This window comes from Lachnospiraceae bacterium JLR.KK002 (assembly GCA_036941025.1).
Lineage (GTDB): Bacteria > Bacillota > Clostridia > Lachnospirales > Lachnospiraceae > Petralouisia.
In genome coordinates this window covers 1566159-1590597 of the sequence record JAYMNP010000001.1, presented here as the reverse complement: position 1 = coordinate 1590597, position 24439 = coordinate 1566159, and the positions used below count along the sequence as shown (strand labels likewise).

Annotated in this window: 16 protein-coding genes; all 16 read left to right on the top strand. The window is 46.4% G+C overall.

The genetic code is table 11. The annotated features are described in order from the left end of the window. The first annotated feature begins 111 nt into the window (after window positions 1-111). The 16 genes from VSQ32_07695 (at window position 112) to VSQ32_07620 (ending at window position 24335) form a co-directional block, all read left to right on the top strand. Window positions 112-993, top strand: coding sequence for a GHKL domain-containing protein (locus tag VSQ32_07695; protein MEH2942747.1), 882 nt, complete (start codon window positions 112-114; stop codon window positions 991-993). Window positions 994-1021: 28 nt separating this feature from the next. Further along, complete coding sequence (locus VSQ32_07690; GenBank protein ID MEH2942746.1) at window positions 1022-1756, top strand: LytTR family DNA-binding domain-containing protein; 735 nt, start codon at window positions 1022-1024, stop codon at window positions 1754-1756. Between the two features lie 159 nt (window positions 1757-1915). Then, on the top strand, window positions 1916-2782 hold the full coding sequence (locus tag VSQ32_07685) for an ABC transporter ATP-binding protein (protein ID MEH2942745.1): 867 nt from the start codon (window positions 1916-1918) through the stop codon (window positions 2780-2782). Between the two features lie 13 nt (window positions 2783-2795). Beyond that, entirely contained in the window at window positions 2796-3536 is a 741-nt protein-coding gene (locus tag VSQ32_07680) for a hypothetical protein (GenBank protein ID MEH2942744.1), read from the top strand. An 88-nt stretch (window positions 3537-3624) separates the two neighbouring features. After that, window positions 3625-3921, top strand: a complete 297-nt coding sequence (locus VSQ32_07675; GenBank protein ID MEH2942743.1) for a FeoA domain-containing protein — start codon at window positions 3625-3627, stop codon at window positions 3919-3921. Further along, window positions 3908-5890, top strand: coding sequence for a ferrous iron transport protein B (gene feoB, locus VSQ32_07670; GenBank protein ID MEH2942742.1), 1983 nt, complete (start codon window positions 3908-3910; stop codon window positions 5888-5890). The genes VSQ32_07675 and feoB overlap by 14 nt, the downstream gene beginning before the upstream one ends. Window positions 5891-6063: 173 nt before the next feature. After that, window positions 6064-7512 carry a 4Fe-4S dicluster domain-containing protein gene (locus VSQ32_07665; protein ID MEH2942741.1) on the top strand — a complete coding sequence of 483 codons (1449 nt, stop codon included), beginning with the start codon at window positions 6064-6066 and terminating at the stop codon, window positions 7510-7512. 510 nt (window positions 7513-8022) lie between these two features. Continuing rightward, the gene (locus VSQ32_07660; protein MEH2942740.1) at window positions 8023-11631 is read left to right on the top strand and encodes a hypothetical protein; all 3609 of its coding nucleotides are present in this window, start codon (window positions 8023-8025) and stop codon (window positions 11629-11631) included. A 3-nt stretch (window positions 11632-11634) separates the two neighbouring features. Further along, window positions 11635-12396: a class B sortase gene (gene srtB, locus VSQ32_07655; protein ID MEH2942739.1), complete on the top strand. Its 762-nt coding sequence runs from the start codon at window positions 11635-11637 to the stop codon at window positions 12394-12396. A gap of 92 nt (window positions 12397-12488) precedes the next feature. Next, complete coding sequence (locus tag VSQ32_07650) at window positions 12489-16064, top strand: hypothetical protein (GenBank protein ID MEH2942738.1); 3576 nt, start codon at window positions 12489-12491, stop codon at window positions 16062-16064. A 40-nt stretch (window positions 16065-16104) separates the two neighbouring features. Further along, window positions 16105-19740 (top strand): hypothetical protein, encoded by a 3636-nt coding sequence (locus VSQ32_07645; protein MEH2942737.1) that lies wholly within the window; start codon window positions 16105-16107, stop codon window positions 19738-19740. Between the two features lie 149 nt (window positions 19741-19889). Then, complete coding sequence (locus tag VSQ32_07640; GenBank protein ID MEH2942736.1) at window positions 19890-20279, top strand: PadR family transcriptional regulator; 390 nt, start codon at window positions 19890-19892, stop codon at window positions 20277-20279. After that, window positions 20276-20860, top strand: a complete 585-nt coding sequence (locus VSQ32_07635; GenBank protein MEH2942735.1) for a DUF2812 domain-containing protein — start codon at window positions 20276-20278, stop codon at window positions 20858-20860. Before VSQ32_07640 ends, VSQ32_07635 begins: the two co-directional genes overlap by 4 nt. A gap of 67 nt (window positions 20861-20927) precedes the next feature. Further along, window positions 20928-21704 (top strand): ATP-binding cassette domain-containing protein, encoded by a 777-nt coding sequence (locus tag VSQ32_07630; protein MEH2942734.1) that lies wholly within the window; start codon window positions 20928-20930, stop codon window positions 21702-21704. Beyond that, entirely contained in the window at window positions 21701-22888 is a 1188-nt protein-coding gene (locus VSQ32_07625; protein MEH2942733.1) for an ABC transporter permease subunit, read from the top strand. Before VSQ32_07630 ends, VSQ32_07625 begins: the two co-directional genes overlap by 4 nt. Before the next feature lie 67 nt (window positions 22889-22955). Then, on the top strand, window positions 22956-24335 hold the full coding sequence (locus VSQ32_07620) for an FAD-dependent oxidoreductase (protein ID MEH2942732.1): 1380 nt from the start codon (window positions 22956-22958) through the stop codon (window positions 24333-24335). Window positions 24336-24439 lie beyond the last annotated feature (104 nt).

Genomic DNA, 24439 nt, shown 5'->3' with positions numbered 1-24439 from the left:
CATTTGGATATTTTGGAAGAACGGTTCATATATTATTTTTTTCTGTATGTATTAACACCACTCATAGAGATTATCTGGGTGCTGCTTCTATATAAAACCGGAGTTGGGAAAATGTTCCGACTGTGGATGGAACGGAAAGAATCGAAAAAGCTAAGTATTATTTTTATCAGCTTATACCCGATTTTGTCTGAAATACTTTATTTTATGGTGCAAATGGGAGAACGGGTTGGTAACGATAATGCAGTGGTTTCTCTGTTATATCTGCTGATTGTTTTTATTATTTTTGGTTATGCAGGGCGTCAGGAAATGCAAAAGAAGCAAATTCAGACTCAGCAGATTAGTATGCAGCAGCAAAATGCTTATATTGAGAGTCTGGAAAAACTGCAGAATGAAATGCGAAGATTCCGTCATGATTATAAAAATATGATGTCTGGCATGTACCTTCAGGCAAAAGAGGGAAATATGGAAGCAGTGCAGAATTTTATCCAGGATATGACAAGTGATTTTGATTATCAGGTGGGGGAACAGATACGAAGATTGACACAGCTTGGAAATATCCATATGCCTGAGGTAAAAGGGCTGCTGTTGGGGAAAATGGAAAAAATGCACCAGGAGCAGATTTCCTGTGAACTGGAAGTATTGCGTCCATTTGAAAGAACACGGCTGAGAACCACTGACCTGTGCAGATGCCTGGGGATACTGATTGACAATGCTATTGATGAAGTACAGGGGAAAAAAGGTAAGAAGCCAAAACCGCAGGTACATATTATGATTAGCAGACAGGAAGAATGCACAACATTTCAGGTAAGAAATCCATTGTATTCAAACGTTGATTTTCACAAAATCTGGCAGCAGGGTTATTCTACCAGAGGGGCGGACAGAGGAATTGGCCTTGCAAGTTATAAAAATATTTTACAACATTATGAAAATGTCTTCTCTCTGACAACAGTAAGGGATGGCTATTTTATTCAGGAGTTAAAGATACAGGAATAAGAAGTGTGAAAAGTTGTGGAGGAAAAATATGCTTCCGGTTTATATTTGTGAAGATGATGGGATGATACTCGCTGCACAGAGAGAGTTTTTGGAAAAACAGATTATGATCGAAGGATATGATATGCAGATTGCTCTGTGCAGCAGGCATCCCCAGGAAATTATTGAAGCGGTGGCAGCGCATCCAAAGAGAGGGATTTATTTTCTGGATGTGGAGCTTAAGGATGAGGCGATGGATGGATTTATGCTGGGACAACAGATTCGAAAGTTTGATACCAGAGGCTTTCTGATCTATGTGACTTCCTTTCCGGATCTGGCATTTGAGACATTTCGTTATCACCTGGAAGCGCTGGACTATATAGTAAAGGGCAATACTGAAAAAATGCTGGCTGGAATGCACAAAAACCTTGCGATTATTACGGAGCGGATGTGTAAGGAGCAGGGAGAGCAAAAGGAATACTTTACGGTAAAGGTGCTGGATATTGTCAGGCATATTCCGGTGGATGAAATTATGTTCTTTGAAACGAGTGTCCGTACACACAGAATAGAACTTCATGGGAAGAATGAATGTATTGATTTTATTGGCAGTATACAGGAGCTGCAGGAGCAGTTTGGGGAGCATTTTTTAAGGGTTCACAGGTCATATCTGGTGAATGTAAATAAGATTCAGGAGTTAGATTTAAAGCATCGGGAAATTCTTATGGAGAACGGAGAAAAATGTCTGTTTTCCAAAAGTATGAAAGGGGAGTTGCTGAGCAGAATTTAGCTGACAGCGTTTTACAGGCCGTTTCAGGCAGTATGGCATATCATTCAGGCAGAACTCGGCAAAAAGGTGATAAAACATGATACGATACTTCCATCATAATTACTCTGGAACAGAAAACAGGGCAATTATAAAGAAAATATTCAGAAAGAGGGTTATGTTATGGAACAAAACGTATTACTGGATTTATCACATATTTCCAAACGCTATAAGACGGAACTGGCGCTTAAGGATATCAATATTACCCTTCATAAAGGTGAAATTCTGGGATTTTTAGGGCCGTCGGGCGCTGGAAAAACTACCACGATTAAAATAATCACAGGACAGTTAAGACAGACATCCGGAGAGGCGAAAATTCTTGATACGGATACGGTTAATATTGATGAATCAATTTATGAAAAAATCGGCGTGGTTTCTGATCAGAGCGGAATTTATGAGAAAATGACAGTATGGCAGAATTTAAGTATGTTTGCAAAAATATGGCGTGTTCCCAGGGGAAGAGTGGAGGAAGTCTTACATCAGGTGGAATTGTATGAACATCGGAAAAAGCCGGCAGGTAAACTTTCCAGAGGGCAGACGCAGAGACTTGTTCTGGCCAGGGCAGTGCTTCATAAGCCAAGAATTTTATTTCTGGATGAGCCCACAAGCGGATTAGATCCATCGACTGCGGTAGCTGTTCATAAAATGTTGCTGGGACTGAAAAAAGAAGGTATGTCAATTTTTCTGACCACACATAATATGGAAGAAGCCACAAAACTTTGTGACAGAGTTGCACTTTTATATCAGGGGAAAATTGTCGAGTGCGGCTCGCCCAAAGAACTTTGCCTGAAATATAATCAAAATAAAAAATATCATCTGCTTTTGAATAATCAGGAAGAAGTCATCTTAGAGCAGAGTCCTCAAAATATTGCAAAAATTTCAGAATGGATGCAGAGAGATGAAATACAGTGTATTCATTCCTGTGAGCCAACACTGGAACGTGTATTTTTACAGGTAACAGGGGCATCCCTTGGATTAGCCAGTATGTGAGAGGAGTTTTAAGATGAATAATATCAATAAATTAGCAGCAGTTGCACAGATTAAATGGATTTGTATCAGCCGCAATACGGCGATTATGATTGGGCCCCTTCTGACTGTGGCCATGGTATGGATGTTCAAAATTTTATATGGTATCAATTCAGGAGGTGAGTTGTCACCGGTTCTGGTGTCTTTGATCCTGAGTCTGGGAATTTCCCTTAATTTGTGTATGGATGGATTCCTGATGGTAGGAACTGCCATAGCAGAAGAGAAAGAGAAACATACGTTACGGGTTTTAATGACGTCATCGGTCACGGGAATGCAGTATTTTATCGGAAGTATTCTGTTTCCGTTTGTGCTGATGAACATAATCAATATTGTGGTATTGGTGATTAGTGGTATTTCCATGAGCCAGGTATCGGTTGCGGTTTTCTTACTGGTCAGTGCAGCAGCCTCCCTGATCAGCTGCGTAATGGGAATGATTGTCGGTCTCTGCGCCAGAAATCAGATGAATGCAAATCTGATTTCCTATCCATTGATGATCGTGTTTATGATGATTCCAATGTTTGGAAATCTTTCCGAAAAATTGCACCATATCTCAGGATTTTTGTTTACCGGGGTGCTGACAGAGATGGCGAGCGGATTTGCAGAAGGAATGTCATATACGTTAAAACCTCTGGATATCGCAGTGCTTGTGGGAGAATTGATAATCAGTATTCTTGTATTTTTAGTACTTTATCGAAGAAATGGATATGAAAAGGACTGATGCAATTCAGACAGGGTAGATTCTTTGATTTCGTCAATATCTGTAATACTTACTATTGATAATCATTATCATTTAGAGTATAATGGCTTTGAGCATAAGAGAATATCTGAAAGAAAAAAGAAGCGAGGAACAGTATATGACAATTGTAGACGGAATCATAGACGGTACCTATATTGTAACGGATATTTCCATAGAAGGCCCCATTATGCGGCGGCTGGAAGCACTGGGCATTAACAGCGGAACGAAGCTGCGTCTGATGAACCGGAAGCGGAACGGAACCGTCATTATCAAAGTGCGGGGTACCCGCTGGGCAATCGGAAAAGATATTGCAGGAGGAATTCTGGTGAATCCTGCGGAAGGGGAGGAAGCAGATGGAAGTCATTAGAGTTGGATTTGTGGGAAATCCCAACTGCGGGAAAACCACGCTGTTTAATGCATATACCGGGGCAAATCTGAAAGTGGCCAACTGGCCCGGCGTGACAGTGGAAAAAGTGGAAGGAGAAACCGTTTACAAAGGTCAGAAGCTGAAACTTATTGATTTGCCGGGAATTTACAGTCTTACGTCTTATTCTATTGAAGAAAAAGTTTCCAGACGGTGCATTATGAAACATGAAGTGGACGTGATTGTCAATGTTGTGGATGCATCGGCCCTGGAGCGGAATCTGTATCTGACCATGCAGCTTCTGGAGCTGGGCAAACCGGTGATTCTGGCATTGAATATGATGGATATTGTGGAAGAACGGGGCATGGAAATTGACTTGCACCGCCTGCCGGAAATGCTGGGCGGTATTCCTGTGGTACCTGTTTCCGCCAGAAAAAGAAGCGGGCTGGATGTACTGCTCCATGCGGCGGTACACCATTATGAGGAAATGCACCGGCCGGAAATTGTCACTTACCGGAAGGATATAGAGGAGAAAATCCATTTGCTGGAGCAGGCTCTGGAAGAGTCATATCAGATTCCGGAAAATGCCCGCTGGTATGCCATCAAGCTGCTGGAACAGGATGAAGAAATTACTTCTCTTTATCCGGTGGAACTGCCGGAAGTACTGGACAGAAGCTATGAAAAGGATATTATCAATCAGAAGTACGATTACATAGAAGAAGTGATGGAGGACACCCTGTTTTATAAATCAGAAAAGGCGGCTTTTACAGATAAGGTGGACGGGATACTGACCCATCCCATATGGGGAATGCCCATTTTCTTCGGCGTGATGGCGGTGGTATTTTTCCTGACTTTTTTTGTGGGGGATACTCTGAAAGGCGGATTCGAGGTGCTTCTGGAATCCGCATCCAACGGTATGCTGCACCTGCTGGAGCGTATGCATGTGGCCCCCTGGATGATTTCGCTGGTTGTGGACGGAATCATTGCGGGAGTGGGAGGGATTCTCACATTTCTGCCCAACATTTTTATTTTGTTTCTGGCCCTTGCGCTGCTGGAGGACAGCGGATATATGGCAAGAGTTGCCTATGTGATGGATGGGCTGATGGGCTCTCTGGGCCTTTCCGGAAAAGCATTTCTGCCTATGGTTCTGGGATTTGGCTGTACGGTTCCTGCCATTATGGCCACCAGAGCGCTGGAAAAAGAATCTGACCGGAGACGGACCATATTGATTACACCGTTTATGTCCTGCTCCGCAAGGCTTCCCATCTATGTGCTGTTTGCGGGTATGTTTTTTGGCAGATATGCTTCCCTGGCTGCAATATCCATGTATTTTCTGGGAATGGCTGTTGCCATAGTAATTGCTCTGGTGATTCATCGGGTGGAAACTCACACGGAACATCACACCCTTTTGATTGAGCTGCCGGAGTACAAGACGCCCAATGCCAGAACCATTGCAGTTTATGTATGGGAGAAAATCAAGGATTACCTGACGAAAGCGGGAACCACGATTTTTATTGCTTCCATTATCATCTGGTTTTTGCTGAACTTTGGAATTCACGGTATGACAGAGGAAGTATCGGAGAGCTTCGGAGCGGTGCTGGGACACTGGCTGGAGCCCGTACTGGCTCCGGCAGGCCTGGGCATGTGGCAGATTGGCGTGGCTCTGATTTCCGGGATTTCCGCAAAAGAGGTGGTGGTCAGCAGTTTCTGCGTGCTGTTTGGCGTCAGCAATGTAAATTCCGCAGCGGGCATGGCTGCCCTGACAGGCCAGCTTGCGGAAGCGGGATTCGGCCCTCTGAACGCATACTGCATGATGATTTTCTGTCTGCTCTATGTGCCATGCGCGGCCACTATCGGGACCATCAAAAAGGAAACAGGTTCTCTGAAATTTACGCTGAAAATGCTTCTGTTCCAGCTTGGGGTTGCCTGGATTATGGCAGTACTTGTGTACCAGGCGGGTTCCCTTTTGTGAAAAATGGAGAAATATCGTTACTGTTCACACCCTACGGGTGTTCCGGTAACGGCATCCGGCCCAAAAAGTAACGAAATATCGTATTTTCTGAAATACAAAAGAAAATTCTCTTGCAGGAAAGAACCATACAGTGTTAAAATGTTGTCAAACAAAAAAAGAGAGAGGTAAAGACCATGTTCGCTGATGAAAATGTGATTAGAATCAAACACGATGTACTCTATGAAGTTGCAAAACTGGCATTTGCCGGGGAACTGGACGCCAAACGGGATCACATTGCTCTGGAACTGATTCCCGGACCCACACCGAAGTTCCGCTGCTGTATTTACAAAGAGAGAGAGATCATCCGGCAGAGAGTCCGCCTGGCAGAAGGCAAAGCGCCGGGAGCTGTGGATGACGGAAACGTAATCCAGGTGATCAGCTCCGCCTGTGAGGATTGTCCCATTTCCAGTTACACCGTTACGGAGAACTGCCAGAACTGTATTGGAAAGGCATGTATCAATGCCTGCAAATTCGGCGCAATTGAAATGGGCAGGGACCGTTCCCATATTGATGCGTCCAAATGCAAGGAGTGCGGAAAATGTGCGCAGGCCTGTCCCTACAACGCCATTGCCCATCTGAAACGTCCCTGCAAGTACAGTTGTCCCGTAGACGCCATTACATACGACGAGCACGGAATTTCCATTATCGACAAAGAAAAGTGCATTCGATGCGGAAAATGTATCCATAGCTGTCCCTTTGGGGCTATTGGCTCCAAAACCTTTATTGTGGATGTGGTGGAAGCGCTGAAATCCGGCAAAAAGGTCTATGCCATGGCAGCTCCTGCAACAGAAGGCCAGTTTGGCGCGGATATCACCACAGCAAGCTGGAAGAAGGCCATGAAAGAACTGGGCTTTGAAGATTTCTACGATGTAGGTCTCGGCGGAGATATGACAGCCGCTTATGAAGCGGAAGAATGGGCGGAAGCATATCAGGAAGGGAAGAAGAAAGTAACCTCCTGCTGTCCGGCATTTGTAAATATGGTACGTCTCCACTATCCTCAGCTGGCAGACTGCGTATCTGCTACGGTTTCCCCCATGTGCGCCGTATCCCGCCTGATTAAGGCTAAGGAGCCGGATGCTGTAACCGTATTTGTCGGGCCCTGCCTTGCCAAGAAGTCAGAGGTTGTGGACCAGAAGATTCCGGGAAATGCGGATTATGTGCTGACTTACAGTGAAATCCGTGCCATTATGAAGGCCAGGGACGTGAAGCTGGAGCCATGCGAAAACGACGACCAGATTTCGTCTGTTTATGGCAAACGGTTTGCAAATTCCGGCGGAGTGACCGGAGCAGTGCTGCAGAGCCTGAAAGAGTCCGGCCATGAAATCGACGCGAAAGTCTGCAAAGCCAACGGAGCGGCAGAATGTAAGAAAGCGCTGCTTCTCTTAAGAGCTGCGAAACTGCCGGAAGATTTTGTGGAAGGCATGATCTGCGACGGTGGCTGCGTGGGAGGTCCGAGTGCATTCAATGACCAGATATCATCCAGAAAGAACCGCGATACGCTGATTTCTCAGGCGGACAGCCGGGGAATCCATGAGAATCTTGGAAATTACGATATGGACAGTTTCTCCATGCATCGGGAATAAAAGAATCTGAAAACGGAACCGGAAGGTACCCTGCCTGTGGAATGAGCCACAGACAGGGTACCTTTTTTATTCTATAGGAAATTCCTCTGGATTTCCTATAGAATAAAAGACAATTATCACACTGCGGCGGAAAAGAAATATGTCGCTAAAGCGACCCGCCGCAGGCGGAGAATCCTGCTTTGCAGGATTCTTTGTTCTCTTACAGGAAAGACCCTGTCACGCTAATGCGCGAAAGTATCTTCTTATAGAATAAAAAATAATATGCACAACCAAACTGGAGAGAGAATCCTGCATAAAAAGATTCTTTTTTTATGGATATATTGCCGAAATCAGAAAAAATCCTGAAAAAAATCAGGAAAAATCTTCCATTTTGAAAAAAAAAATGTATAATTAGGACTATAATAGGAAAGAAGTCCTGATTATTGTGAGGGAAGGAGGGGAGATATTTATCAGACACATAAATTTTGTGTTGTTTTGAGGTAAGTAATTATTATTAAGGAGGTATGGGAAATGAAAAAGTCAGGAAGAAAATTACTGGGAGTCTTGCTGGCGGCATCCATGACTGTGGCAGCGGTATTTCCGATACAGAGCGTCATGGCAGCGGAAACTGGCAGAGAAGCGGAACATGTGGAAAAAAAGGAATCATCAGAGGAAAAATGGATGGAGGAAACCCCGGAGAAGGTACAGCAGCCTGCAAAGCAGCAGGAAGAGGCAGGAAGCGGAGTTTTCGAAGAAATTCAGATGGAAGAGACAGAGTCAGTCGTGCCTCTGTCTATGGAAGAGACAGAGCCTGTCATGCCTCTGTCTGACGGATACGATATTAACCAGCCGGTAATCGAAAGGTTTGAGCTGGAAGAAAACGGCCGGACACTGACAGAAAAAGATATCCTTCATTTTAAGCTGTGGGCTTACGATGCGGACAGTGATATCAGTTCTGTATATGTTGAAGCAGGTGGCCGCAGAATAGATTTACAGAAAAGTGAGGAAGAAAAACTGTATACTGCAGAGTATCCCTGCAGTTCTTTCAAAAATGGAACAGTTAGTATCACTGAAATCCGGGTGGAAGACAGGGCGAAAAATTATACAGAGGCAGATGTGCATGACGATAATTACAATTGTCTTTACTATGTTATAGTACAGAATACAAAACCTGCAGAAAAAGTTTCTGTCACTGATTTTCAGATTCAGACCAGTGCTTCCGGTGAAGACGGGGCATTAGTGCCAGGCGATACAGTAACCTGTTCTGCCCGCGTGACCTGTGAAAACGGAAAGGTGAGAGATGGACGAATGAAAATTGGTACCATTGGGGCCAAAGTATACCATACAGAAGAAATGAGCATGACTTACAACGAAGAAAGTCAGACTGTGACAGGTATATATACTATAAAAGATACCACGTATCCTTCCGAATGGAGCTGGGAATATATCACGGTTACCACGCAGTCCGGGAAAGGCAGTAAAGTTCGTCCGGATAAAAGTTTGAAGTTTACAGTAGTTCAGGAAAATTTTGATCTGGAAGACCCGGTGATTGAGAGTATCACCCTTGACAAAAACGGAGAGATGGTAACAGCCGGGGATAAAGTTACCATTACCGTAAAAGTAAAAGAAGAAAACCCGCGGAGTTTGGGGCGTGTGTATTATACATCAGCAGATGATTACAGAAAGAAAGGCTATACCAGTCTGTACTGGAAAGAAGAACTGGGAGCCTATCAGGGGATAATTCCTATTACAAAGGAAACCTACCCGGGCAGATGGAATATCACAAATCTGGAAGTCAGGGATATACATGGACATACAACTCGTCTGAAAGATTTTCAGGAAGATTTTGAGACAGTATATCCCTGGTATTATACCGTAGACCCGGATGGGTATTATGAGGATAATAAGGCGCCGGTGATTAAAAGCATCACCCTTGATAAGAATAACCAGTGGGTTCAGCCGGGAGATACCCTGACTCTGACCGTGAAAGTGGAGGAGGAACATCCTTCCCGGAATGGATATGCATATTTCTATCCTCAGGTATCGAATGTTTCAGGATATCAATATGTGGATTTGCAGTTTCATCCCGACACCATGGAATATACGGGGACGATTCCCATTACAGAAGATACCTATCCCTGTGAATGGATGATGACGGATCTGCGTATAGAGGACCAGAACGGATACAGGACCAATGTATCACAGTACATAGAGGACTGGTATGCAACGTATCCATTTTACTACCGGGTGAAAACCAGAGATACCTACCGGGAAGATTACCGGGATGTAACATTTACGTTTTATGGTCTGGCGCTTCAGGAAGACGGCAGTTATCAGGATTACGTCGCGATTCCCGGCCCCACCGTGGAGAAAGTGGGACGGAGAACCACACTGAAGGAACTGGGTGTGTCCTTTCCGCAGGCGCCTGAGGGCGTAACTGCCACATGGAGACGTAATTCCGGGGCGGTAACGGAGGATACAGAACTGCTGTTTGGGGATAATGGGCATATGAATGTTAGTTTTTACGCTTCGTATGACAAAGACTGTGCCAATGTATCTCTGACCTATATGACAAAAGACCAGGGAATCAAAACAGCAATAGTACCTGTCTTTGTGGAGCGGGAAACCACCTGCCGGGAAGTGCTGGAGCAGTTAAAGCTGCCGGAGGATGCCAGTGAAACAGGGTTTTCCGGATTCCGTCTGGGAGAAGGACAGGATGAAAATTCACAGATATGGGGCGTTGGCTGGATGTCAGCAGAAGCGGAGTATAATAACTGTCAGGTATCCTGGCGTACCAGATATCAGGGCAGCGATGGAATGGGAGCAGAGAAAGGGGTTGTAAAATCTTATGAAAAAGGCATGACCGTTAAGGACGCCCTGGCAGAGCTGGAGCCACCGGAAACAGCGGAAGGAATGGAGTTTGAGGGCTGGGTTCTGACAAAGGGAACGGAAGATGATATACTCTCCTCCCCCATGACGGAGCTGGAAGTGACAGCAGTTTACCGGGGAAAAACCACGGTGGATGTGTTATATACTTACCGGGGAGAGGACGGGAAGCTGGCCACCGGAAACAGGCTGATGTTCCTGAACGGGGAAAACCTTTCCGACGCGGCAGTCCAGGGAGAAGCCACCAGTGTGTTTAAGGAAGTGAACCACCTGAAAGGCCTGATGCTGTCCGAATGGGAAGGCGATATGGAAGTGAATCAGGGAAGATATAAGAGCATCCGGTTCCGGGCAAAGTATTACAACTGTGTGGTAATCCTGAAGTTCCCGGATGAAAGCTGCCAGTATATTGTGGTAAACAGGGGGGCCAGGTATACCCTGCCCACGGAGAATGAGAAATACACGGACCTGCTGTGGGAAGGATGCGAAAAAGGCGAAACCGTGGTGATTACAGAAGACCGGGAGTTCCTTGCATGTGCCGGAAAGTTAAAAGACGGAACGGAAGAAGGCCCCCTGGGAGTGAAGCTGCCGGAAGAGGAAATCAGCCGGATTGTGGCGGAAATCGAACAGTCAGGGTCAGGGGAAACCATAACCATAGACATGAAGCAGGCCACAGTGGTGCCAAAAGAGGTGCTGGAAGCCATTCAGGGGAAAGAAGTACAGATTGTCCTTGACATGGGAAGCTACAGCTGGACCATCGGAGGGACGGAAGTGGCGGCAGCAGAGCTGAAGGACATTGATCTGGAAGTAAAGGCGGATACGGGTGCGGTGCCCACAGGCCTGATTAATGAACTTGCAGAGGGGAAACCCGCCACCCAGCTTACCTTAACCCACAACGGGGAATTCGGGTTCCGTGCGGATCTGACTCTGAATATGGGAAGTGAGAACAGCGGAGGGACCGGCAACCTGTACTATTATGACAGCGCGGGAAAACTGATTTTCCGGAATGCGGGGCAGATCGGAGAAGACGGAAATATCAGCCTTTCCTTCTCCCATGCATCGGACTATGTGGTGGTAGTTGACCGTCCGGAGAACGGGAAAGACAGTGCCCGTTCAGAGGAAAAGGGAGAGAAAACCTGGAAAGAGAGAGAGAACGCAGAGATTAAGAAGAAAGAGAATCCGGTTACGACAGACAGCGGAACAGATGAAGACAACAGTAATACCAGTAAACGAAAAAGCCCGAAAACAGGAGAATAGAACATGATAAAATCAGAGAAGAAGAAAATCCTGTCGGCACTTCTGGTCATTGCTTTTGGCGTGTCAGTGTTTCTGGCAGGTTATTACGGAGAATATGCAGGGGATACCATATCCCCTGCTGCCACGCTGGATTTGTCACAGGATTCCGTGGCGGATGAAGTAAAGTACAGGGATGAATCCGGAGAAATAAAGATTGATTTTGAGTTGCTGCAGGCCCAGAACCCGGATATTTATGCCTGGATTACCGTTCCGGGAACCGGTATAGACTATCCGGTGCTGCAGAAAAGCGGCACGGAAGATATTTACGATAATTATTATCTGGACCATAAGGCGGATTTGTCGGAAGGATTTCCGGGCGCTATCTATACTCAGCCTGTAAACAGCAGAGATTTTAAGGATTCGGTTACGGTTCTGTATGGACATAATATGAAAAACGGAGGGATGTTCAGCAGCCTTCATGAGTTTGAGGACAGTAAATTTTTTGAGGAGAACCGACAGGTCATTATTTATACGCCGGATGATACTTTGATTTATGAAATCTTTGCGGCGGCAGATTTTTCGGACGTGCTGATTCCCTATGAGTATGATTTTACCGAGGATTCCGAAATCCGGAGATATCTGGAGGATGTGGAATCATGCAAAGTGAATTTCAGACATGAAACGGAGGTGGTAAGCAGCGATAAAATTCTTACTCTGTCAACCTGCTACAGCGGACGGGATGAAAACCGGCTTCTGATTCAGGCAGTGCTGGCGGAAGAATCATAGGTGCAGGGGGAGGATACTGCACCGGACACAGATACTTTATGTTGTTCCAGGATTTTTGAGTTATGTATACTTAGTTAAAGGAGGTATAAGGAATGAGGAAAACAGGGAGAAAATTACTGGGGGTTATACTGGCGGCGTCCATGACCGTGGCGGCAGTATTTCCAATGCAGGGCGCCATGGCGGCCGGAACTGACAAAGAAGTGGAACGTGTGGAAACAGGGAAATCATCCGAAGAAAAAGTGATGATGGAAACCATGGAGGATGTAAGGCTTCCGGGAGAACTGCAGGAGCAGGCAGAGAAAGAAATGCCCGAAGCAGTCCTTACAGAAGAAACAGAGCCTGTCATGCCTCTGTCTGACGGATATGATATTAACCAGCCGGTAATCGAAGGCTTTGAATTTGAAGAAAACGGTCAGACACTGACAGATGACGATACCCTTCATTTTAAACTGTGGGCCTATGACGCAGACAGCGATATCAGTTCTGTGTATGTTGTGATGAGCGGCCAGAGAATAGAATTACAGAAAAGCGGAGAAGAAAAACTGTATACTGCAGAGTATCCATGCAGTTCTTTCTGGAGCGGAGAACACCATGTTACGGAAATCCGGGTAGAAGACCGGGCGAAAAACTATGTGGACGGAGATATATATGATGATAATTACAATTGCCGTTATCATGTTACCATAAAGGTAAAACCGACAGAAGAAAAGGTTTCCGTCACTGATTTTCAGATGAAGACCAGTGCTTCCGGTGAAGATGGAACATTGAAACCGGGGGATACGGTAACCTGTTCTGCTCGTATGACCTGTGAGGGCAGTAAGCTGAGGAATGCAAAGATGAGATTTGGCACTGTTGGGGCCAAAGTTTATCATGCAAAAGAGATAAACATGACTTATAATGAGGAAACTCAGATCATGACAGGCACGTATACGGTGGAACATACCACGTATCCTTCCGAATGGCTCTGGGAATATATCTATGTTTATACTCAGTCCGGAAGAAGCTATGTTTTTCGTTCGGAGGAAAGTTTGAAATTTACAGTTGTTCAGGAGAACTTTGATACGGAAGCTCCGGTTATTGAAAGTATCACCCTTGATAAAAACGGAGAGATGGTAACAGCCGGGGATAAAGTTACTGTTACTGTGAAGGTAAAAGAAGAAAACCCGCAGAGCTGGGCGCGTGTATATTGTAAATCAGCAGAGGATTATACGAAATCATCCTATACCAGTCTGTACTGGAAAGAAGAACTGGGAGCCTATCAGGGGGAAATTTCTGTTACAAAGGCGACATATCCCGGCAGATGGAACATCAAAAATCTGGAAGTCCGGGATACGAATGGACATACAGCCTGTCTCAAAGATTTTCAGGAGGACTTTGAGACAGTATATCCCTGGTATTATACGGTAGACCCGGAGGGATACCATGTGGATAATCAGGCGCCGGTGATTAAAAGCATCACCCTTGATAAGAATAACCAGTGGGTTCAGCCGGGAGATACCCTGACTCTGACCGTGAAAGTGGAAGAGGAACATCCTTCCTGGTATGGATATGCATATTTCTATCCTCAGGTATCGAATGTTTCCGGATATCAATGTGTGGATTTGCAGTTTCATCCCGACACCATGGAATATACAGGGACGATTCCCATTACAGAAGATACCTATCCCTGTGAATGGATGATGACGGATCTGCGTATAGAGGACCAGAACGGATACAGAGCCAACGTATCGCAGTACATGGAGGACTGGTATGCAACGTATCCATTTTACTACCGGGTGAAAACCAGAGATACCTACCGGGAAGATTACCGGGATGTAACATTTACGTTTTATGGTCTGGCGCTTCAGGAAGACGGCAGTTATCAGGATTACGTCGCGATTCCCGGCCCCACCGTGGAGAAAGTGGGACGGAGAACCACACTGAAGGAACTGGGTGTGTCCTTTCCGCAGGCGCCTGAGGGCGTAACTGCCACATGGAGACGTAATTCCGGGGCGGTAACGGAGGATACAGAACTGCTGTTTGGGGACAATGGGCATATGGATGTTAGTTTTTACGCTTCGTATGACAAAGACTGTGCCAATGTATCTCTGACCTATATGACAAAAGACCAGGGAATCAAAACAGCAATAGTCCCTGTCTTTGTGGAGCGGGAAACCACCTGCCGGGAAGTGCTGGAGCAGTTAAAGCTGCCGGAGGACGCCAGCGAAACAGGATTTTCCGGATTCCGTCTGGGAGAGGGATATGAGGAAAACTGGCAGATATGGGGAACTGTCCGTTTTTCGGCAGAAGCGGAATACAATGGCTGTCAGGTATCCTGGCATACCAGATATCAGGGAAGCAACGGAATGGGAGCAGAGAAAGGGGTTGTAAAATCCTATGAAAAAGGCATGACCGTAAAAGATGCCCTGGCAGAGCTGGAGCCACCGGAAACAGTGGAAGGAATGGAGTTTGAAGGATGGATGCTGCTCACAGGCAGCGAAGAGGAAGTACTGTCCGGAGAAATGACAGAACTGGAAGTGGCAGCAGTTTACCGGGGAAAAACCACGGTGGATGTGTTATATACTTACCGGGGAGAGGACGGGAAGCTGGCCACCGGAAACAGGCTGATGTTCCTGAACGGGGAAAACCTTTCCGATGCGGCAGTCCAGGGAGAAGCCACCAGTGTGTTTAAGGAAGTGAACCACCTGAAAGGCCTGATGCTGTCCGAATGGGAAGGCGATATGGAAGTGAATCAGGGAAGATATAAGAGCATCCGGTTCCGGGCAAAGTATTACAACTGTGTGGTAATCCTGAAGTTCCCGGATGAAAGCTGCCAGTATATTGTGGTAAACAGGGGGGCCAGGTATACCCTGCCCACGGAGAATGAGAAATACACGGACCTGCTGTGGGAAGGATGCGAAAAAGGCGAAACCGTGGTGATTACAGAAGACCGGGAGTTCCTTGCATGTGCCGGAAAGTTAAAAGACGGAACGGAAGAAGGCCCCCTGGGAGTGAAGCTGCCGGAAGAGGAAATCAGCCGGATTGTGGCGGAAATCGAACAGTCAGGGTCAGGGGAAACCATAACCATAGACATGAAGCAGGCCACAGTGGTGCCAAAAGAGGTGCTGGAAGCCATTCAGGGGAAAGAAGTACAGATTGTCCTTGACATGGGAAGCTACAGCTGGACCATCGGAGGGACGGAAGTGGCGGCAGCAGAGCTGAAGGACATTGATCTGGAAGTAAAGGCGGATACGGGTGCGGTGCCCACAGGCCTGATTAATGAACTTGCAGAGGGGAAACCCGCCACCCAGCTTACCTTAACCCACAACGGGGAATTCGGGTTCCGTGCGGATCTGACTCTGAATATGGGAAGTGAGAACAGCGGAGGGACCGGCAACCTGTACTATTATGACAGCGCGGGAAAACTGATTTTCCGGAATGCGGGGCAGATCGGAGAAGACGGAAATATCAGCCTTTCCTTCTCCCATGCATCGGACTATGTGGTGGTAGTTGACCAGCCGGAGAACGGGAAAGACAGTGCCCGTTCAGAGGAAAAGGGAGAGAAAACCTGGAAAGAGGGAGAGAACGCAGAGATTAAGAAGAAAGAGAATCCGGTTACGACAGACAGCGGAACAGATGAAGACAACAGTAATTCCAATAAGCGAAAGAGTCCAAAGACCGGAGAATAAAAATGTTTCATTATGCATTTTTATCAGGGAGGTATAAGATATGAAAAAAACAGGGAAAAAATGGCTGGGAATTTTTCTGGCAGTTTCCATGGCTCTGACGGCAGTGTTTCCCATGGAAGCTGCATTAGCAGCCGAAGCAGAAAGAAAAATGGAACGTGTGGAAAAAAAAGAATCATCAGAAGAAAACAGGATGATGGAATCTGTGGAAGAAATACAGCAGCCTGAAAAGCAGCGGGAAGAGGCAGAAAAAGAAGTTTCGGAAAATATTCAGATGGAAGAAACAGAGTCTGTTATGCCTCTGTCAGCCGGTTATGACATTAATCAGCCGGTCATTGAGAAATTTGAACTGGTGGAAAACGGGCAGACAGTTACGACAGATGAGACGGTGCACTTTAAACTGTGGGCTTACGATGCGGACAGTGGTATCGAATCCGTTACGGTTTACCTGAATGGATATGGTTATGATTACCGTGAAATAGAAGTAAAGTTACACAAAAGCGGAGAAGGAAATCTGTATACCGGGGAATATCCCTGTACCAGACGTGGGGGAAACAGTGTTCATGTCACCAGGATTCAGGTGGAAGATAAAGCCGGTAATTATGCGGAAGAGGAAACCAGGAAGGATGGCTGTTTTCTTTACCGGTTTGAGGTAGCGTATCCGGAACCGGAAGTAAATAACGAAAAAGTTTCCGGGTCCGATTTCCGAATAGAGATAACATCATCAGGAGATGACGGAAAGTTACGGCCGGGAGATAAGGTAACGTTTAGCGCCCGTTTGACCTGTGAAGGCGGAGAACTGACCGGGGAAGGAGATATGTTTATCAAAATGAAGGCCAATACTGTCAGTCACAGTGATTACATAAAAATGAATTGGGATGCTGACAGTGGAACCATGACAGGTACTTATACCGTTACAGAGGATACCTACCCGGCAGAATGGTTCTGGGAGAAGATGACGGTATGGACAAAATCCGGAATATCTTACTGCTTTTATCCAAACAGAAATGAGCCGGATGCAAATTTAAAGTTTACGGTAGTCCAGGAGACATATGATACACAGCGGCCCATAATTAAGAGTATAAACATTGATAAAAACGGACAGATGGTGAAAGCCGGGGATAAAGTTACCATAACGATAAAGGTGGAAGAAGAAAACCCAAGAGATGAGGCGGAGATACTGTTTCGTCCCAGTGGTACAGGTATTATTTATTATCATAACAGTCTGACCTTAAATCGGAAAACTATGGAATATACAGGGCAGATTGATATTACAGATGAGACATATCCCTGCAAATGGGAACTGGAGAGACTGGAGCTGTCTGACCGTAAAGGGCATAATGCAATGCTCTCGGATATTCAGGAAGACTGGGAAACGAACTGCCCCTGGTACTATACCGTGGACCCGGAAGGATACCGGCCAGACAGGGAAGATCCGGTCATCGAAAGCATAACCATTGATAAAAAGGGCCAGTGGGTGCTGCCTGGCGATACTGTTACCCTGAAGGTAAAAGTGAAGGAAGACCATCCGGCTCAAACTGCCAGGGCACGTTTTTCTCCTCAGGTGGCGAATGTTTCCTCTAATGCGGATATCAGTCTGAAGTATAATCAGGATACCGGAGAATATATTGGAACCACTTCCATTACAGAGAATACCTATCCCTGTGAATGGATGCTGACGGAACTGTCCATATCGGATACCAAAGGAAACGAAGCCTCTCTGCGGGATTTCGACAAATTCTGGGAAATAAACTGTCCCTGGTATTACCGGGTAAAAACAGACAACACCTATCGGGAAGATTTTAAAGACGTTACAGTTACGGTGCTTGGATTTGTACGCCAGGAAAATGGAAGTTATCGGTATAACAGGCTGATATCTTCCAGGACTGTGGAAAAAGTGGGACGGAGAGCTTCCCTGAAAGAACTGGGGGTATCATTGCCCCAGGCTCCGGAAGGCATAAATGTAACCTGGACACGAAACAGCCAGATTGGCTATGGGCCGGAGGTGGATGAAAACACAGAACTGATATTTGCCGGTACGGACCCTGTGGACATCAGTATTTATGGCAATTATGACAGGGATTGTGCCAATGTGTCCCTGACCTATATGACAAAAGAACAGGGAATCAAAACAGCAATGGTACCTGTTTTTGTGGAAGCGGGCTCCACCTGCCGGGAAGTGCTGGAGCAGTTAAAGCTGCCGGAGGATGCCAGTGAAACAGGGTTTTCCGGATTCCGTCTGGGAGAAGGGCAGGATGAAAATTCACAGATATGGGGCGTTGGCTGGATGTCAGCAGAAGCGGAGTATAATAACTGTCAGGTATCCTGGCGCACCAGATATCAGGGAAGCGATGGAATGGGAGCAGAGAAAGGGGTTGTAAAATCTTATGAAAAAGGTATGACCGTTAAGGACGCCCTGGCAGAGCTGGAGCCACCGGAAACAGCGGAAGGAATGGAGTTTGAGGGCTGGGTTCTGACAAAGGGAACGGAAGATGATATACTCTCCTCCCCCATGACGGAGCTGGAAGTGACAGCAGTTTATCGGGGAAAAACCACGGTGGATGTGTTATATACTTACCGGGGAGAGGACGGGAAGCTGGCCACCGGAAACAGGCTGATGTTCCTGAACGGGGAAAACCTTTCCGATGCGGCAGTCCAGGGAGAAGCCACCGGTGTGTTTAAGGAAGTGAACCACCTGAAAGGCCTGATGCTGTCCGAATGGGAAGGCGATATGGAAGTGAATCAGGGAAGATATAAGAGCATCCGGTTCCGGGCACAGTATTACAACTGCGTGGTGATTCTGAAGTTCCCGGATGAAAGCTGCCAGTATATCGTTGTGAACAAAGGTGAGAAGTTTACCCTGCCCACAGAAAATGAGAAATACACGGACCTGCTGTGGGAAGGATGCGAAAAAGGCGAAACCGTGGTGATTACAGAAGACCGGGAATTCCTTGCATGTGCCGGAAAGTTAAAAGACGGAACGGAAGAAGGCCCCCTGGGAGTGAAGCTGCCGGAAGAGGAAATCAGCCGGATTGTGGCGGAAATCGAACAGGCAGGGTCAGGGGAAACCATAACCATAGACATGAAGCAGGCCACAGTGGTGCCAAAAGAGGTGCTGGAAGCCATTCAGGGGAAAGAAGTACAGATTGTCCTTGACATGGGAAGCTACAGCTGGACCATCGGAGGAACGGAAGTGGCGGCAGCAGAGCTGAAGGACATTGATCTGGAAGTAAAGGCGGATACGGGTGCGGTACCCACAGGCCTGATTAATGAACTTGCAGAGGGGAAACCCACCACCCAGCTTACCTTAACCCACAACGGGGAATTCGGGTTCCGTGCGGATCTGACCCTGAATATGGGAAGTGAGAACAGCGGAGGAACGGGAAACCTGTACTATTATGACAGTGCGGGGAAACTGATTTTCCGGAATGCGGGGCAGATCGGAGAAGACGGAAATATCAGCATTTCCTTCTCCCATGCATCGGACTATGTGGTGGTAGTTGACCGTCCGGAGAAAGGGAAAGAGAGTTCCAAATCAGAGGAAAACGCTGAGAAGACCGGACAGAAAAGAGATATGGCAGAGATTAAGAAGAAAGAAAATCCCGTTACCACCGACAGCGGGGAGAAAGAGGACAGTGATTCCGGTAAGCGGAAGAGTCCGAAGACAGGAGAAGCATAATTTTATGCGAAAGGCGCAGAGCTTGTTACCAAAGGCTTTGCGCCTTTTCATTATATATATCCTTGACAAATATATCGTTATCTGATATATTTAATATATCGAGTAGCGATATATCAGAGATTGATAAGTGAGAAACAGGAGGTGGAACCGTGGCAGAAAAGCAGACTGCAATGACAGAAGCAGTCTATTATATTCTTTTATCCCTGCAGCGGCCCAATCACGGCTATGGAATTATACAGAATACGCTGGAACTGACCGGAGGAAGGCTGGAGCTGGGAGCCGGAACCCTTTATGGGGCTCTCAGTACTCTGATGGATAAACAGTGGATTCGGCTGTACAGCGAAGATAAGAAGTCCAGGAGAAAGAAACAGTATATTCTGACGGAGCAGGGATTGCTGGCTTTGCAGCAGGAGGTCAGAAGGCTGGAAGAATTAGTGGAAAACGGCAGACATGTATTATCCGTAAATGCTGCAGATCTGGAGATTCCAGAAGAAAGGTGCCTGCCGGCAGCAGAGGTAATTCCGGGAGGAATATCATGAGAAAATTCAGATTATATTATGACAAGGAAAAAGAGGAAGCCTGGCTGAATAAAATGAGCGGCCAGGGCTGGGCCATGACAAATTTTTTTCTGGGAGCTTTTACTTTTGTGCCATGTGAACCCGGAGCCTATACTTATCGGATTGATTTGCCGGAAATTTCCGGAATGTTTGGCAGACGAAGGGAAGCGAAGAGAGAATATATTGAGTTTGTGGAATCCACAGGGGCAGAATATGTGTGTTCCTGGGCAGTCTGGGTAATTTTCCGGAAAGAAACAGCGAAGGGAGAATTCAGGTTATATACAGATGCGGAATCCCGAATCCGGCTGTATCGGCGTATTCGGCTGCTGTTTCTGATATTTTTCCTGTATGGCGTGGGGATATCAGTAACTAATACCTGCAGTTTCCGGAAATATATCAGTGAATCTCTGGCATCCGGAACATGGAATTTTTTTACCGACGGTGATTTTTTCTGGCTGCCGCCTCTGGCGGCCAGCTATGCTGTCATGGTGCTGTTCCTGTTTTTGACACTGCGTCTCACAGGAAAAATACATCGCCTCAGACAGGAAAAAATTTTCCCTTGACAGAAAGCATAATATGTATTATTGTATTATACGAATAGTACAATAATACAAAAAGAAAGGAATAGATATGAAAGAATTACTACAGGTGCGGGATTTAAAAAAGACGTTTAAAATATCCGCAAAACAGCAGAAGATTCAGAAAACAAAAGAAAAGATTAAGGTAGCGGTCAATCATCTGACCTTTACCGCGTATCAGGGAGAAGTATTTGGGCTCCTTGGCTCCAACGGTGCAGGAAAGACCACCACACTGCGCATGATGGCTTCTCTGATTACGCCGGATGAAGGGGATGTGCTGGTGGACGGAACCAGCGTGGTGAAACATCCGGCGGAAGTCCGCAGCAAGATTGGATTTCTCACCAGCGAACTGAAACTGGAAGAATTTTTTACCCCCAATTATCTGTTCGATTTCTTTTCAGAACTCCATGGGGTGGACAGAGAAACAGCCGCAAAGCGGAAGAGGGATCTGTTTGACCGGTTTCAGATTTCGGAATTTGCAGAAGTGAAAGTAGCCAATCTTTCCACAGGTATGAAGCAGAAGGTGTCTCTGGTAATTTCCATTGTACATAATCCGGATATTATTATTTTCGACGAGCCTACCAACGGACTGGACGTACTGACAGCGAAAGTGGTAACGGATTTCCTGCTGGAACTGAAAGAACAGGGCAAGACCATTGTGGTATCCACCCATATTTTCAGTCTGATTGAAAAAATCTGCGACCGGGTGGGCATTATCATTGACGGAACCATGGTGGTCTGTGATACACTGGAACATTTAACGGAAGAAAAATCTCTGGAAGAAAAATTCTTTGATATTTATGCAGAAAGAGCAGGTGAGGCCATATGAAAAGCAATATGATGACCGTGATGAAGAAGGAACTGACACGATTTTTTACCGACAGACGAATGGTGCTTACCACGCTGCTGATGCCAGGCCTTATGATTTATCTCATGTATTCTCTGATGGGTCAGGGATTTTCCTCCCAGTACGGCGAAGCTGAGGACTTTAAGGCCAGGGTAAAGGTAGAATCTCTGCCGGACAGCATGAAATCCATGTGGAACCAGGATATCCCTCTGGAATATACGGAACTGTCGGGAGCGCAGGAAAAGGAAGCAATTCTGGAATCCCTGTCAGAAGGAGAGAGTGCATACCATCTTCTGGTGTCTTTCCCGGAAGATTTCGATACCATGATAGCAGAATATGAGGTGTCTTCCGGACAGCCTGCTCCGGCAGTGGAGGTTTATTACAATTCCAGCGATACGGATTCCCAGTCAGCCTATACCATGATGATACAGCTCCTGGACGGCTACGAATCTGCCCTTGCCAATAAATTTGACGTCAATCCAGGAGAAGGGTATGATTTGGCCTCGGAGGAAGACCTGGCCGCTCAGATGTTTTCCATGATTATTCCCATGCTGATGATGGCCTTTCTGTTCAGCGGCTGTATGGCCATTGCGCCGGAATCCATCGCCGGAGAAAAAGAGAGGGGAACCATTGCCACTTTGCTGGTAACGCCCATGAAACGAAGCCACCTTGCTCTGGGGAAAATAGTGAGCTTAAGTTTTATCGCGCTTCTGAGCGGCCTTTCCAGTTTTCTGGGCACCATGCTGTCGTTTCCAAAACTGATGGGAGACGGGGGAACAATTAACGCGGACGTTTATGGCATACAGGATTATCTGATGCTGCTTCTGGTGATTCTGTCTACGGTTCTGGTGATTGTGGCAATTGTATCCATTGTGTCTGCCTTTGCCAAAAATGTAAAGGAGGCTTCCGGATGGGTAACGCCCATTATGATTATTTCCATGCTTCTGGGAGTGACTTCCATGGTGGAAAGCCTTTGCAAAACAGAGCCGGTATGGTTTTTAATACCTTTGTACAACAGCGTACAGTGCATGAACGGAATCTTTTCACTGAATATGAATATGGTAAATATTGCTGTGACAGTGGCGGCCAATATCTGCTATGCCGGAATCGGAGTTTTTGTTCTGACGAAAATGTTTGACAGTGAAAAAGTCATGTTTTCCAGATAGAAAAATCAGTTTTATGCATAGTTTGAAAAAACTGAGCCATACTACTGAATAAAAAAGAGGAAATAGTATGGAATCTGTCTGGAAGAAAAATATTGAAATTCCCCGCAGGGGAAGACTGGAAAAGGGACTTCACACGAAAGTGGCAGTCATAGGGGCCGGCATGGCAGGGCTTCTGACAGCTTATCTGCTGCAGGAACAGGGCGTGGAGACAGTGGTGCTGGAAGCAGGGCGTATTGCAGGCGGACAGACCTGCAATACCACCGCCAAAATCACATCCCAGCATAACCTGATTTATGGATATTTACGGGAAAAATTCGGCGCCGAAAAGGCGGGAATGTATGCCCATGCCAACCAGCAGGCTATTGAGAACTATGCCCGTATCATAGAAAAAGAACGTGTGGACTGCCAGTTCCTGCGGTGCCCCTCCTTTCTCTATACCAGAGAAGAAAGCCGGAGAGGAGAACTGGAACAGGAGGTGGAGACAGCAAAGTCCCTGGGGATTGCAGCATCCTTTGTTACGGACACAGAACTTCCTTTTCCGGTGGAGGGAGCAGTGCGGTTTGAGAATCAGGCCAGATTTCATCCTCTGGAGTTTATCAGGAAAATAAGCGAAAAAGTAACAGTCTATGAGGAATCCAGGGTAGTGCGCCTGGAAAATAACTGTGTGTTTACCGAACGGGGAATGGTGGAAGGGGAGCATGTGGTGTTTGCAGTCCACTATCCCTGGCAGGTTGTGCCGGGATATTATTTTCTCAGAATGCATCAGGAGCGGAGTTATGTGGTTGCTCTGGATATATCAGAATGGGAACCGATGGAAGGCATGTATCTGGGTCTGGAACCGGAGGGGTATTCTTTTCGAACCATGGAACAGGACGGGAGGAGGATTCTTCTTCTGGGCGGCGGGGGACATCGCACCGGAGAGAACCAATCCGGCGGAAAATATGAGCTGCTCCGCAAAAAGGGCAGAGAGTGGTTTCCGGGCAGCCGGGAAATTGCCTGCTGGTCTGCGCAGGACTGTATGCCCATGGATAAAGTTCCCTATATCGGATATTTTTCCTCCGAAATTCCCAACTGGTATGTGGCCACAGGATTCGGAAAATGGGGAATGACGTCATCCATGGCAGCGGCGTCCATAATTTCTGATATGATTACCGGGAAAACCCATGAAGACGAAGAAGTTTTTGCACCCCGGCGCTTTCCGGTGGCGGCATTGTCTGAAAATTTTACGGAAAATGCCATTCAGGCTGTGAAAGGCCTGTCAAAACAGGCCATTTCCATGGAAAAATTTCCGGGTAAATGCCCTCACATGGGATGTAAACTGGAAGAAAATCCGGATGAACACACCTGGGAATGCCCCTGCCATGGTTCCTGTTTTACGTCAGAGGGAAAGCTGATAAACGGGCCGGCCCAACATGGACTGGAAGATACTGCAAAACCATCCGAATAGATATCATTTGCATGAGCCAAAAAAGCTGCCGCAATTTTGCGGCAGCTTTTTTTTATCTTATAGGAAATACCGTGTTACTGTGAAGTGTTAAAGAGTATAGATTT